Consider the following 12,264-nt stretch of genomic DNA (forward strand, 5'->3'; position numbering starts at 1 on the left):
ATGTCTACGGAACAACCTGAGCCCGACGCGCCTGCGGACAGCGAGGGAGCCAACGCCCAACTGTTCGGCAAGTACGATGTCGAAGAGATCGAATTCTCTGACGTCTCTACCGAACGGTACATCAACGTGACCCCTATCGCCAACACGATGGGTCGCCACGCCGACAAACAGTTCAAAAAGAGCCAGATCAGCATCGTCGAGCGGCTGATCAACCGGCTGATGCAGACCGACGAGAACACCGGCAAAAAACAGCTCGCGACACAGATCACCCGGGACGCCTTCGAGATTATCGAAGAGCGAACCGAGGAGAACCCGGTCCAGATTCTCGTCCAGGCTGTCGAACACTCCGCCCCACGAGAGGAGACGGTTCGACTCAAGTACGGTGGCATTTCCGTCCCGAAAGCAGTCGACGTCTCCCCGCAGCGACGGGTCGATCAGTCGCTGAAATTCCTCGCGGAGGGTGTCTACAACGACTCCTTCAAGACCGAGACCGACGCCGCCGACGCCCTCGCACGCCAGCTGATCGGCGCGGCGAGCAACGATGTCGGCACCTACGCGGTCGACCAGAAAGAAGAGAAAGAGCGCGTCGCGGCTGCCGCCCGATAATCTGCGCTGCAAACTGTTCTATTCGTCTTCACTTCGGTCAATCGGAGTTTTCAACACGGTTGACGACGGGATTGCTCGTATGGGAAACACTGGGTCCGAGGCGGTCGAACTGGTCGACAGCGAGACGATCCGAAACCTGAGCGGCGCAGTCGTGATTGCTGCGCTGACGGCCGTGCTGGCACAGTTTTCGATTCCACTTCCGGGCGGTATTCCATTCTCGTTCCAACCCTTCGGGGCCTTTTTCGGCGGTTTGCTGTTGGGCCCGCTCTGGGGCGGGTTCGCGCTGGGACTGTACGTGCTCGCCGGTGTCGCGGGTGCGCCGGTGTTCTCGAACGCGACCGGCGGACTGGGTGTCATCGCTGGTCCCACCGGCGGCTTCCTGCTGGGATTCGTCGTCGGTGCGGTGGTGATCGGTGCTATCTCCCACCGTCGGCTGTCGCCTCGGCCGGTCGAGACGCTGGGGCTTGGATGGGTGGCTGCGGGGCTGCTCGCGGGACTGGCTCCGATCTATGCGATCGGTATCGGGTGGCTGTCGGTCGTCGCCGGGCTCTCGCTCGTCGAGGCGACGGGGAGTATGGCCCCGTTTTTCATCGGTGATCTGTTGAAAATCACGATCACGGCTGCCGTCGTCGCCAGCAGCGGGGAACTGCTCTCTCGAAGATGATCACCGTCGAGAATCTCCGCTACAGCTACGGCGACGAGCCAGTGCTGGACGGCATCTCGTTGACGCTCGACGACGAGTGGGCCGTCCTGACTGGCGCGAACGGCAGCGGCAAGACGACGCTGATCCGGCAGTTCAACGGGCTGCTCGAACCCGACAGCGGAGCGGTTCGTGTCGACGGTACGCCCGTTGAAGACGACCCCGTCGCGGCCCGGACGGCAGTCGGGATGGTCTTCCAGTCGCCTCGCTCGCAGTTCGTCGCTGCGACTGTCGAGGCGGATGTCGCCTTCGGCCCGGAAAACCTCGGGCTGGATCACGCGGAGATCGACAGACGTGTCGACGAGGCGCTGGCTGCAGTCAATCTCGACGGCCGGGGCGAGGAGCGGATCGAGGCCCTCTCCGGCGGTGAGCAGGCCCGCCTCGCAATCGCGGGAGCGTTGGCGATGGAACCCGACCACCTCGTCCTCGACGAACCCTTCAACGGGCTCGACTGGCCGGCACAGCGCTCTGTCCTCGGCCATCTCGACGACCTCGCGGCGGAGGGGGTCGGCATCGCCGTCGTTACACACGACTTGCGAGACCTGCGCTTGCGTGCCGATCGAGTGATTGGACTCAGTGACGGACGCATCGCCTTCGATCTGCCTCCCGAGGAAGCAACCGAGAGACTCCCCGAAACCGACGTTCGCGTCCCTGACGGGTGGTGAAATGTTAACGTACAGTCCCGGTAACTCGCCGATTCACCGTCTCGATCCTCGCTCGAAACTGTTCTTTCAGTTCGGCTTTGCCATCGCTGTGTTCGTCTCTCCGTCGCTCCCGCGACTGCTCGCGCTGTTCGGTTTCGGAGCGGTGGTCGTCCGGATCGCCGGGCTCCCCGTCTCGCGCGCACTGTGGTCGTATCGGGTTGTCCTCGTGGTGCTGGCGATTGCACCGCTGATTGCCGGGTTCACGCTCGGGCCGCCGTGGTTTCGAGTCGACCGCGCCCTCGATTCGGTGCTGTCGGTGGCGCGGGTGGTCCCGATTCTGTTCGTCAGCGCAGCCTACATTCGCGCGACACCAGTCCGGCAGACTCGCGCCGCGATCCAGCAGACGATTCCCAGTCGGGCCGGGCAACTCGTCGGGACCGGCGTGGCGCTGACGATCCGGTACGTCCCGGTGCTCCGGGCAGACGTGCAGGAAGTCCGTGACGCACTCGCGGCCCGCGGCGGTGATCGCCAGCCAGTCCACAAACGCGCTGGACAGATCGTCGCGCTGTCAATTCAGCGCGCGTTCGACCGGTCCGACCAACTCGCCGTCGCGCTGGAGGCGCGCTGTTTCGCGTGGAATCCGACGCTGCCTCGTCTTGCGTTCTCCCGGACGGATTATCTGGTCGTCGGGATCGGCGGTCTGCTGGCGATCAGCCCGCTCCTGGCGTTTTGACTCCAGAGAGATCGACGGACAGTTATCCCGCGGGACGTACTCAAAGGCATGAACCAGCGATCACTCCGCCGTGGGGGTCAGCCATGACGGAGTATTTCGAGATTCACGAGCGGGACAGTGCCGCACGTCTCGGCGAACTCCGCCTCGACGATCCGGTGACGACCCCGGCCCTGATCGACGAGGTGCGCGAAGACGCCGGCAGTCGATGGACGCCGGGCGAGACAGCCGTCGATGGCGACGACTCGAAACTGACGATCCTCCCACACCGCGCGTTTCCCGGCGGCACGCCGGAGGAAGTCGAAGAGGCCTTCGCCGTCGACTATCCAGATGTGGACTTCCCGAGCGCAGCAGTCGTTTCCCCGGACACCGCGGAGAATCACGGGACCGACGCCTACGTCCTCTCGAACGCACAGGAACTGGCCGGCCACGCACGGGCATTCGTCGAGGCTATCGTCCAGACGCGGGCAGCGATTCCCGGCGACACGGCGCTGTACCTGCCGGGCGTCGCCACCCCCGGCAACGTCGCCATCCTCGCGTACGCGGGCGCCGATCTGTTCGACACGGATCAGGCCGTCCTCAAGGGATTGCAGGGCAAGTATCTCACTACCGACGGCGAGGAGTTTCTCGAAGACCTGACCGAACTCCCCTGTGCGTGTCCGGCCTGCCAGACACCTCGCTCTGAGTTCGGTCAGGACGAGTGCGCCGAACACAACGAACGCGCGCTGCGAGCGGCGCTCGGCACCGTCCGCGAGCGAATCCGTGCCGGTCGACTCCGGGATTACATCGAGGGACAGGCCCGCCACGAGCAGTGGCTGACCGCCACCTTTCGCCGATTCGACCAGCAGTACGCGTATCTCGAAGAGCGCACGCCAGTCCTGCGACGCAACGAGATTACCGCTGCGACCGACGATACCCTTCGACGGGTGGAGATCCAGCGCTATGCCGAGCGCGTCACGAACCGCTACCGCAACCGCTTCGACGCGCCGCTGGTGCTGGTCCCCTGTTCGGCCCGCAAACCCTACAGCGACTCACAGAGCCACGCCCAGTTCCACGACGCGATCCAGTACCGCGCTCATCTCGCCTCGATGACCTCCCCGATCGGTGTGGTGCCGCAGGAACTCGAACTGACCTACCCCGCCCAGCACTACGACTCGGTGGTGACGGGCAACTGGACGGCGACCGAAATCGAGTTCGTTTCGGACGTGCTCGCCGCCTATCTCGACCGTAACGAGTACCCACGCGTCATCGCACACGTCCCCGAAGACTACCGACCGATCTGCGAGCGGGCCGCCGCACAGGTCGATGTCGAGTTCGAGTACACTGTCACTGATCACCCGACGACGACCGACTCGCTCGCCAATCTCGCCTCGACACTTTCTGACGAGCCAAAATACCGCAAGCGCGAGCGCCAGCACAACACGATCCGGGCTATCGCCGACTACCAGTTCGGCGAGGGTGCGGGCCCGGAAATCTTCGACGAACTGTCCGTCGAGAGTCGGTATCCAAAACTCCGGGCAACCGACGACGACGGCGAACAACTCGCCATGCTCGTCCCGGAGTACGGCCTGCTCGCGCTGACCATCGCCGGCGCGCGGCGGTGGGTCGACAGTGCGGCTCCGACCAAACGGGTGGAGATCGACGCCTTCGTTCCCCACGGCTCCGTCCTCGCGCCGGGCGTCGTCGACGCCAGCGAGTCGATCCGCGTCGGCGACGAAATCGTCATCGAGGGACCGAAGGCGTTCGCCATCGGCCGTGCGGAGATGTCCGGCCCGGAGATGGTCGAAAGCACACGTGGTATCGCGTCTTCGGTCCGCCACCTCGAAGAGAAGTAGCGACCACATCGTAACGGGTACGTCACTCGGTACCGCGATTCGTCGGGACTGAGCAAAACCGCAGGTTTTGCGAGGGTCGACGAGGGAACGACTGAGCGAAGGAAGTGGACTCGTCGGGATTTTATTACGACTGCGCTGCGAGCACGGGATATGGGCGGCGACCCGTTCGGACGCGCAATCCGAGATTTCTACCACGACGACCAGTCGGAGCCGTTGCTGCAGTTCGACGGCGAAGAGAGCGAAGAACACCCCATCGAGCAGTTCTACTTCGAGCCGTTCACTTCCCAGGGTGACGAGGGATGGATCGAGACACACCTCCAGGGACCGCTTCTCGACGTGGGTGCTGGAGCGGGCCGAGACGCGCTGTACTTTCAGGATCGGTTCGAGACGGTGGCACTCGAAGTGAGCCAGCATCTCGTCACCCTCATGAACGAGCGAGAAGTGGCGGACGCCCGTCACGGGGACATGTTCGCGCTGCCGGAGCAGTTCGACGCCAACCGCTTCGAGTCCGCGCTCGTCCGGGGGACACAACTCAGTCTAGCGAAGTCGATGCGGGGAATCGAGGAGTTTCTGGTCGACCTCGCCGAGGTGACGACGCCCACTGCGACGGCAGTCGTCGATTCGTACGATCCTACTGACGAGCGGGTCAGTGATCTGCTTGGCTACCGCGACGATTCGACTCCCGGGCTGGCCTTTCGCCTGACGACCTTCGAGTACGAGGGCGACGTGAGCGAGACGCTTCTCTTCCGGTTGTTTAGTCCCGAGCGACTGCGGGATGCGGCCGCCGAGACAGCGTGGAGTGTCGACGAGCTACGGCGGAGTTCGGAGAGTGCGTATTATATGGCGGTACTACAGAAGGAGTGATTCGGTGGCCGGCTTCAGAGGTCGATCCGATTGAAGCGAGCGTAGCCAATCGCCAGCGGAACGACGATCCACAGCGCGAGGATGACGAACACGAACCAGTTCTGCATGTAGAACGCACCCGCATCGAAGACGATGGTGTTTCCATCGAAACTACCAGTCACGACCGAACCGCCGTCCAGCCCCAGTCTCGAATCGGGGAATTCGGCGGGGAACGCACTAGCTGGCGTGAGCGCGACGAACATATCTCTGAGCATCTGCGTCAAGCCGAACCGGCCAGCAAAGTCCGGGAGCTGGTAATCGACGACACCGAGGAGGAGATTCGTCAGTGACTGCCAGGTAAACAGCCCGAAGAAGATGACGATCCCGCCGACCGTCCCCTGCGTTTCACTGTTGAACAGTGCCGAGAATCCAACACCGATTCCGACGAACATCAGTCCGAATAGAACCGTCGCGAACACGAACACCAGCAACGCTGTCGCGGAGATGTCCGTCTGGAGGATCAGCAGGCCAAGTGCGGGAATGAATCCAACGACGATCGTGATCGTCATGACGGCTGCGCGGCCGAGGAATTTCCCGAAGATCACCTCGCCACGACTGTGTGGCAACGACAACAGCAGGTTAATGGTCCCACTCTCACGCTCGCGCACGATCGATTTGATGCTGATGAACAGCCCGGTGATCGGGATGAAAAAGAGTACGAACACCCCGAACACACCGGTAATCAGGAATCCAACGATGGCTTCCTCTCCTTCTGTGACACCGGAGTCGACGACCAGATAGGCGATCCCGCCGATCGCCAGTGCAAAGAGGACGATAATACCCCACAGCACTTTCGAGCGAACGCTGTCTTGGAAGTCTTTCTTGGCGATGGCTTGCCAACTCATGCTCGTACCTCCTGTTCGGTCGTGTACGCGGCGAACAGATCTTCCAGCGAGGCCTGTTCGGTCTCGAAGTCGTTGACGATTGCCTCTGTCTCCTCGACTTCGGCAAGGACTGCGGTCTTGCTCGCATCGTCTGCCAGTCCGACGGCGACGACTTCGCCTTCGGTCCTGACGGTGATGCTCTCGACGCCGTTGATTCCGCGGATCGAATCGAGCACGCTCTCGGAGAAGCCGGAGCCCTCGACGACCAGGCTCTGGCCGCCGGGGATGTTCGATCGAAGGCCCTCGATCGAGTCGTCGGCAACGAGTTGTCCTTTCCGGAGGATGCCGACGCGATCACAGACAGCCTCGACCTGTCCGAGGATGTGACTGGAGAAAAACACAGTCGTGCCGCGTTCGTTCTCCTCGCGGATGATCTCGCGAATTTCTCGGGCCCCGTTGGGATCGAGTCCCGTCGTCGGTTCGTCGAGGATGAGCAGATCCGGGTCGCCGACGAGTGCCATTCCGAGGATGAGTCGCTGGGCCATCCCTTTCGAGTAGCCGCTGGCTTTCCGGTCGGCGGCGTCCGCGATGCCGACGCGTTCGAGCAGTTCCTGCGGGTTGTCGTTCGCGTTCTTCGATTCGATTGCGAATTCGAGATGCTGACGGCCCGTCAGTCGGTCGTACACGTCGTATCCTTCCGGCAGGACACCGATACGGTGGCGCAGTTTTTCGCCCTCCTGCTGGCAGCCCATCCCGAATATACGGGCCTGACCTGCCGTCGGCTTGACGAAGTCCAGAAGGATATTGATCGTCGTTGATTTCCCGGCCCCGTTTGGGCCCAAGAAGCCGAATACCTCGCCCTCCTTGATCTGCAGGTCGAGGTTATCGACAGCTACGAGACTGCCGTACCGTTTTGTGAGTCCGTTTATTTCGATCGCTGTCATGTGCGCCAATTCTAGAGTAAGCCACATGTAACTTTGCATCCTGTTTCACAGCCAGAAACACCGCAAGAAACTGTCTGCGTGTGATTCTCTCCCAATAAATGTGAACGCAGTGTTTATTTTCCGGGTCGGCGAAAGACGGGCAATGAGTGTCATCGGATTTGTCGGACTCCCCGGAAGCGGCAAAAGCGAAGCGGCCGCTGTCGCGGAGGAAGAGGGTATTCCCGTCGTGACGATGGGCGATGTGATCCGGGCGGAGTGCCGGGACCGGGGACTGGATCCCGCAACCGACCACGGCCGGGTCGCACAGGCCCTGCGGGAGGAAAACGGGCCGGCGGCCATCGCCGACCGTTCACTTCCAATCATCGAATCGGAACTCGAAGACAGCGAGACGGTCGTCGTCGATGGGATCAGATCGGACGTGGAAGTCGACCGCTTCGAGGAGGCCTTCGGCGATGAATTTCGGCTGGTCTGTATCGAGGCTCCTTTCGAGACCCGGAAAGAACGGTTGGATCTCCGCGGCCGGGACGCCGGCGACGACGAGGGCGGCGAGTCGCTGAAAGACCGCGACGAGCGCGAACTTGATTTCGGCATGGGTGCGGCGATGGACCGGGCCGATCTGACCGTCGAGAACACCGACTCACTGGCAGCGTTCCGCGAACAGATCACGAATATCCTGACCGAGGGATCACCATGACTGACCTGCGCACGGAGGAAACACGATGAACTACGCAATCGAAGCCGAACTCACGGCTCCCGTCTACGATACAGAGGTACAGAACCGCGTCGCCGAGGCCATCACTGAAATCTTTCCCGACGCCGAGCCCGAATTCCAGCACGGCGAACTGACGGCGACGGTCCACAGCCTCGAACAGTTCTCCGAACAGCTACACCGACAGGCGATTCTCGACACTGCCCGCGGGGTCTTTTTCGACAACCGCAGCGGTGACGGCTTCTCCTTCCGGCTGAAAAAGCAGGCTGCTTTTCAGGGGCTGGTCAACTTCGTCGTCGACGAACCGGGCGAACTGGGCGTCATCGCCGTCCGGGTGCAGGTCGAGGAACCGACGGTTGAGGAGTTAATCGATCACATCGCCCCCCGAACCGAGGACGGCAAACCCGTCGAAGAGTAATCAGCCGAAGGGGCCGCCGCCACCGCCGCCCATACCGGGGCCGCCACCGCCGCCGCCGCCCATCCCGCCGGGACCGCCGCCGCCCTGCTGCATCTGTTTCATCATCCGCTCCATGTCGGCGTCGCCCATGCCCTGGAACTGCTTGAGCGTGCGCTCCATCATCTTGTGCTGTTCGAGCAGTTCGCGAATCCGATCCTCGGGCTTGCCCGATCCGCGGGCGATCCGCCGGGTTCGACTCGCGCCGACGACCCGCGGATTCTCCAGTTCCTCCTCGGTCATCGAATCCATGATGACCTCGAAGTCGCGCATGCGTTCCTCGGTCACGTCCATCGCGTCGTCGGGCAGTTGGTCCATCATCCCGCCGCCGAGGCCGGGGATCATGTCCATCACCTGATCCAGCGGTCCCATCCGGTTCATCGCCTCCATCTGCTTGCGGAGATCCTTCAGGGTGAACTGCCCTTCGAGCATGTCCTCGGGGTCCCAGTCTTCGTCTTCGGCCTGGGTCTCCTCCATCGCGCGCTCGACGCGCTCGGTAAGCTGTTCGAGGTCACCCATCCCGAGCAGTCGGGAGACGAAACTGGACGACTCGAAGCGTTCGATATCCTTGACCGTCTCACCGGTTCCGAGGAAGCCAATCGTCGAGTTTGTCTCGTTGACCGCCGCGAGCGCGCCGCCACCTTTCGCCGTCCCGTCGACCTTGGTGACGATCACGCTGTCGATGCCGATGGTTTCCTCGAACTCTTGGGCCTGCTCTTTGGCGCTCTGGCCCATCGCCGCGTCGATGACGAGCATGTTCCGGTCCGGGTCGGCCGTCTGCTCGATGCGCTCGATCTGGTCGATCAACTCCTGGTTGAGCGCGTCACGACCGGCCGTGTCGACGATCTGTACGTCGGCGTCTGCCGTTTCGAGTAGCCCTTCCTCAGCAATTTTCTCCGGATTGTCCGCGTCCGGGTCGCCGTAGTAATCGACTTCGGCCTCCTCGGCGAGTTGCTTGGCCTGATCGTACGCGCCCGGCCGGTCGGTGTCAGTCTGGATGATCGCCGGTCGGAGTCCTTTCTTCGAGAACCACCACGCGATCTTGCCGGCGGTCGTGGTCTTCCCCGACCCGTATAGCCCGGCGAGTAGAATTGTCTGTTCCTCTAGTGGGAGTTCTGTCGATTCGCCGAGTAGATCGACCAGTTCCTCGTAGACGATTCGCAGAACCCAGTCACGTGGGGAGGTTCCCCCCGGCGGTTCCTCTTCGAGGGCCCGTTGCTTGATGCTGTCTGAAAGTTCTCGAACGAGTTCGATATCGACGTCCGCCTGAATCAGCGAACGCTGGATCTCCTTGACGATGTTGTCGATGTCGTCCTCGGAGATCCGAGATTTGCCCCGAAGGTCATCGAGTGTACTCCGGAGTGAACTGCCGAGATCGTCGAGTACCATTGGAAGCGACTACGAGACCATCCCGGTAAAACCTTTTTCTCGCCCTCGGCGACCTGATCAGGGTTCGACGTACTGACTCTCCCAGTCTCGGCGTGCCTCGATCTCACGACGCCCCCGTCGCGTGAGACTGTAGAAGTTCGTCCGGCGGTCCCGTTGGCCCTTCTCGACGAGTCCTTTATCGACCAGTGTGTCGAGATTGGGATACAGCCGACCGTGGTGTATCTCTTTTTCGTAGTAATCTTCCAGTTCCTCTTTGATCGCAAGTCCGTGTGGCTCCTCCCGGCCCGCGATGACGTACAGCAAATCACGCTGAAATCCTGTCAGGTCGTACATTGGTACTTTACACTACTATTTTATTGTCTGAATATATTAAATATGTCGTTCGATATACGTCGCCGTTTGAGACGGGCCGAATTCGTCCGCTGGTATCAGATGATACTGCCCTGTGGTTGCCGTCCATTCGGGCCCGAACGAACGATCAGTTCGTGAAAAAACCACCGCGAACTGTTGAGACCGCTATTTTTGGCTATCACTCGGTATCGATATATTCCACACATATGCAATCTTTCTTTCACGTGTGTGTACCAGTGCTGTCGTTGCGCGGTATTCGGGCCCGGATACCTCTCATCAAAATGAGTACACTTCTCTGCATAACTCGCCAAACACAAATGATCGGTCCCGGACAACGAATATTCAATGTTTCCGTCATAAGAGCGCACAGCGTCACTCCTATGTCGATCCCGGCAGGCCGTCTTCCGTCGCGATGGATTCGATGAACGCGGTGACGTGGTCGTCTTGCCGGCGTTTGAAGCCGCGTTCTCTGGCGAGGCGGTCGAGTTCGCGGGCGACGAGACTCCCATATTGGACTGCTTTTTTCTCTCTAAATACGATCCGATCCGGCAGAAACGGTCGAGCAGCGAGTCTGAGCGCCCACTTGCGTTCTCCCCGGTCTGTCACGAGTGCCTCGGCCGGAAGTGCAAGGGCAGCGCGGACCACGGCGTCGGACAACAGCGGGACGACGGGTTCGACTCCGCCGCTCCACAGCGTGAGTACGTCTCGTTCCAACTGGGCGGGGAGGGTCTCGATCATCTCCCGTCGCGCACCGCGGACCGTCTCCGCCTCGACTCGTGGATCGTCGGGTGCGCGGGCGACCTTGGCGTAGCCGCCGAACAGTTCGTCTGCTCCCTGCCCGAGCACCAGTCGTTCGTAGCCGTCCGCACGAACTGCTTCGGCTAGAACGTACAGTGGGAGTGCAATCTGTACGTCCATCGCGTTCGTTCGACCGGTCGCCGCTACCACCTCGGGCAACGCACGTTCGAGACGCTCCCGGTCGAGCGTGACGACGGTCAGGTCGCGGTCGAGCAGCGCTGCGGCCGTTCTGGCGGCCTCGATGTCGTGACTATCCGGGAAGCCCACCGTGTACAGCGGCGCGTCGAGACGGGCCGCGAGAATCGCGGAATCGAGCCCACCCGAAAAGGCGATTGCGTGCCCAGCGGGATCGACTCCGTCGACTGCAGTTCTCACCGCTTCCCGAACTGCCTCGACGCCCGCGTTCGTCTCGACTGGTGCCGGATCTGGCAGCGAGAACTGCCGAGTGAGTTCGCCGTCCGCCCGGACGTGGCCCGCCGGGAGCCGCGTCGGGTCCGGGAGATCAGTTGGCCTGTGGCTCCACTCCTGCCCGTCGAAAAACAGCGGGACTCGGCCCAGCACGTCTCGGACGAGACCCCCGTCGAGTTCGCCCGCGAAGCCGTTCGTTCCCGGGAGCGGGTCGCCTGTATCGAGCGCGCGTCGAACGATCTCGGGATCTGCGCCTGTGATCGCCATCAGAAAAACTGGTGTCGCGCCCGGCGCGTGGCGGAACCGGCCACCTGTCTGAGAGTGATCCGGTAGGGGGTCCGCCGTCCCTGGACGGTCGTGTTGCCGTTACGAATCGCCGTGAGAATTCCGTCGACCGACCTGTCGTCGGTCTCGACGAGCGTCTGCGCCCGTCCGACCATCTCGGCGATGTGGGCGTCGCTGCCTGCTGTCTTCGTCATCCCGTACTCGTCGGCGAGGCTGTCGGCCTGCCGGTTCGCTCGTCCGGTGAACAGTCGGGAGTTGTACACCTCTATCGCGTCTGCTGCCTTGATTTCGGTCTTCGGGATCGCCCCGAGTACACCCTTTCTGAGTTCCTGAAACGGATGCGGCACGACTGCAATTCCCTCTGCGTCGTGGATTCGTTCGACCGTCTTCCGGAAGGGCAACCCTCGCTCGATTGCTCGGTCGATTCCGAGGCCGAGCACGTGGCCGGCGGCGCTGGACACCTCCATTCCCGGGATAACCAGCAACTCCTCCGAACTGAGTTCGGCCGCTCGCCTCCCGGCCGAAAAGTCGTCGTGATCGGTGACCGCAATCGCGTCGAGACTGCTCGCCCGTGCAGCGTCGAGTAACTGTTCGACGGAGTCGTGGCCGTCGTAGGAGTGTATAGAATGGGTGTGAAGCTCTACGGCGAGCACACTTGGGGTTGGGGAGAGTCGGTCAAAAGCA

General features: G+C 62.1%; 14 protein-coding genes. 8 read left to right on the forward strand and 6 right to left on the reverse strand.

The window, feature by feature from the left end; translation table 11 throughout:
• The 6 genes from V8P86_RS15610 to V8P86_RS15635 all read left to right on the forward strand — a co-directional run bounded on the left by V8P86_RS15610 (window position 1) and on the right by V8P86_RS15635 (window position 5,379).
• Window positions 1–606, forward strand: coding sequence for a 30S ribosomal protein S7 (locus V8P86_RS15610; RefSeq protein ID WP_336328213.1), 606 nt, complete (start codon window positions 1–3; stop codon window positions 604–606).
• Between the two features lie 79 nt (window positions 607–685).
• Window positions 686–1,270 (forward strand): biotin transporter BioY, encoded by a 585-nt coding sequence (locus V8P86_RS15615; RefSeq protein ID WP_336328214.1) that lies wholly within the window; start codon window positions 686–688, stop codon window positions 1,268–1,270.
• Entirely contained in the window at window positions 1,267–1,971 is a 705-nt protein-coding gene (locus tag V8P86_RS15620) for an energy-coupling factor ABC transporter ATP-binding protein (RefSeq protein WP_336328215.1), read from the forward strand. Before V8P86_RS15615 ends, V8P86_RS15620 begins: the two co-directional genes overlap by 4 nt.
• Before the next feature lies 1 nt (window position 1,972).
• On the forward strand, window positions 1,973–2,683 hold the full coding sequence (locus V8P86_RS15625; protein ID WP_336328216.1) for an energy-coupling factor transporter transmembrane component T family protein: 711 nt from the start codon (window positions 1,973–1,975) through the stop codon (window positions 2,681–2,683).
• An 83-nt stretch (window positions 2,684–2,766) separates the two neighbouring features.
• On the forward strand, window positions 2,767–4,515 hold the full coding sequence (gene arcS / locus V8P86_RS15630; RefSeq protein ID WP_336328217.1) for an archaeosine synthase subunit alpha: 1,749 nt from the start codon (window positions 2,767–2,769) through the stop codon (window positions 4,513–4,515).
• 150 nt (window positions 4,516–4,665) lie between these two features.
• The gene (locus tag V8P86_RS15635; RefSeq protein WP_336328218.1) at window positions 4,666–5,379 is read left to right on the forward strand and encodes a class I SAM-dependent methyltransferase; all 714 of its coding nucleotides are present in this window, start codon (window positions 4,666–4,668) and stop codon (window positions 5,377–5,379) included.
• Between the two features lie 14 nt (window positions 5,380–5,393).
• Here V8P86_RS15635 and V8P86_RS15640 read toward each other — a convergent pair whose 3' ends face one another.
• Both V8P86_RS15640 and V8P86_RS15645 read right to left on the reverse strand, forming a co-directional pair.
• Window positions 5,394–6,263: an ABC transporter permease subunit gene (locus tag V8P86_RS15640; protein WP_336328219.1), complete on the reverse strand. Its 870-nt coding sequence runs from the start codon at window positions 6,261–6,263 to the stop codon at window positions 5,394–5,396.
• A complete protein-coding gene (locus tag V8P86_RS15645; RefSeq protein WP_336328220.1) occupies window positions 6,260–7,186 on the reverse strand; it encodes an ABC transporter ATP-binding protein in 927 nt (308 codons plus the stop codon). The genes V8P86_RS15640 and V8P86_RS15645 overlap by 4 nt, the downstream gene beginning before the upstream one ends.
• A 142-nt stretch (window positions 7,187–7,328) precedes the next feature.
• Between V8P86_RS15645 and V8P86_RS15650 the strand changes: the two genes are divergently transcribed.
• Complete coding sequence (locus V8P86_RS15650) at window positions 7,329–7,880, forward strand: AAA family ATPase (protein WP_336328221.1); 552 nt, start codon at window positions 7,329–7,331, stop codon at window positions 7,878–7,880.
• A gap of 25 nt (window positions 7,881–7,905) precedes the next feature.
• The gene (locus tag V8P86_RS15655) at window positions 7,906–8,313 is read left to right on the forward strand and encodes an RNA-binding domain-containing protein (RefSeq protein WP_336328222.1); all 408 of its coding nucleotides are present in this window, start codon (window positions 7,906–7,908) and stop codon (window positions 8,311–8,313) included.
• On the opposite strand, the gene V8P86_RS15660 is transcribed toward V8P86_RS15655, so the two are convergent.
• The 4 genes from V8P86_RS15660 to V8P86_RS15675 form a co-directional block, all read right to left on the reverse strand.
• Entirely contained in the window at window positions 8,314–9,738 is a 1,425-nt protein-coding gene (locus V8P86_RS15660) for a signal recognition particle protein Srp54 (RefSeq protein WP_336328223.1), read from the reverse strand.
• A 57-nt stretch (window positions 9,739–9,795) separates the two neighbouring features.
• Window positions 9,796–10,071: a PadR family transcriptional regulator gene (locus V8P86_RS15665; protein WP_159765535.1), complete on the reverse strand. Its 276-nt coding sequence runs from the start codon at window positions 10,069–10,071 to the stop codon at window positions 9,796–9,798.
• Window positions 10,072–10,467: 396 nt separating this feature from the next.
• Window positions 10,468–11,556, reverse strand: a complete 1,089-nt coding sequence (locus tag V8P86_RS15670) for an asparagine synthase C-terminal domain-containing protein (protein WP_336328327.1) — start codon at window positions 11,554–11,556, stop codon at window positions 10,468–10,470.
• Between the two features lie 5 nt (window positions 11,557–11,561).
• Complete coding sequence (locus V8P86_RS15675) at window positions 11,562–12,233, reverse strand: PHP domain-containing protein (protein WP_336328224.1); 672 nt, start codon at window positions 12,231–12,233, stop codon at window positions 11,562–11,564.
• Window positions 12,234–12,264: the final 31 nt, after the last annotated feature.

Source organism: Halovenus anhuiensis (assembly GCF_037080055.1).
Lineage (GTDB): Archaea > Halobacteriota > Halobacteria > Halobacteriales > Haloarculaceae > Halovenus.

Coding starts and splice junctions, on each gene's coding strand:
- V8P86_RS15625 (WP_336328216.1), top strand. CDS start 1,973: ATGTTAACGTACAGTCCCGGTAACTCGCCGATTCACCGTCTCGATCCT.
- arcS (WP_336328217.1), top strand. CDS start 2,767: ATGACGGAGTATTTCGAGATTCACGAGCGGGACAGTGCCGCACGTCTC.
- V8P86_RS15665 (WP_159765535.1), bottom strand. CDS start 10,071: ATGTACGACCTGACAGGATTTCAGCGTGATTTGCTGTACGTCATCGCG.
- V8P86_RS15660 (WP_336328223.1), bottom strand. CDS start 9,738: ATGGTACTCGACGATCTCGGCAGTTCACTCCGGAGTACACTCGATGAC.
- V8P86_RS15640 (WP_336328219.1), bottom strand. CDS start 6,263: ATGAGTTGGCAAGCCATCGCCAAGAAAGACTTCCAAGACAGCGTTCGC.
- V8P86_RS15655 (WP_336328222.1), top strand. CDS start 7,906: ATGAACTACGCAATCGAAGCCGAACTCACGGCTCCCGTCTACGATACA.
- V8P86_RS15620 (WP_336328215.1), top strand. CDS start 1,267: ATGATCACCGTCGAGAATCTCCGCTACAGCTACGGCGACGAGCCAGTG.
- V8P86_RS15645 (WP_336328220.1), bottom strand. CDS start 7,186: ATGACAGCGATCGAAATAAACGGACTCACAAAACGGTACGGCAGTCTC.
- V8P86_RS15635 (WP_336328218.1), top strand. CDS start 4,666: ATGGGCGGCGACCCGTTCGGACGCGCAATCCGAGATTTCTACCACGAC.
- V8P86_RS15610 (WP_336328213.1), top strand. CDS start 1: ATGTCTACGGAACAACCTGAGCCCGACGCGCCTGCGGACAGCGAGGGA.
- V8P86_RS15615 (WP_336328214.1), top strand. CDS start 686: ATGGGAAACACTGGGTCCGAGGCGGTCGAACTGGTCGACAGCGAGACG.
- V8P86_RS15650 (WP_336328221.1), top strand. CDS start 7,329: ATGAGTGTCATCGGATTTGTCGGACTCCCCGGAAGCGGCAAAAGCGAA.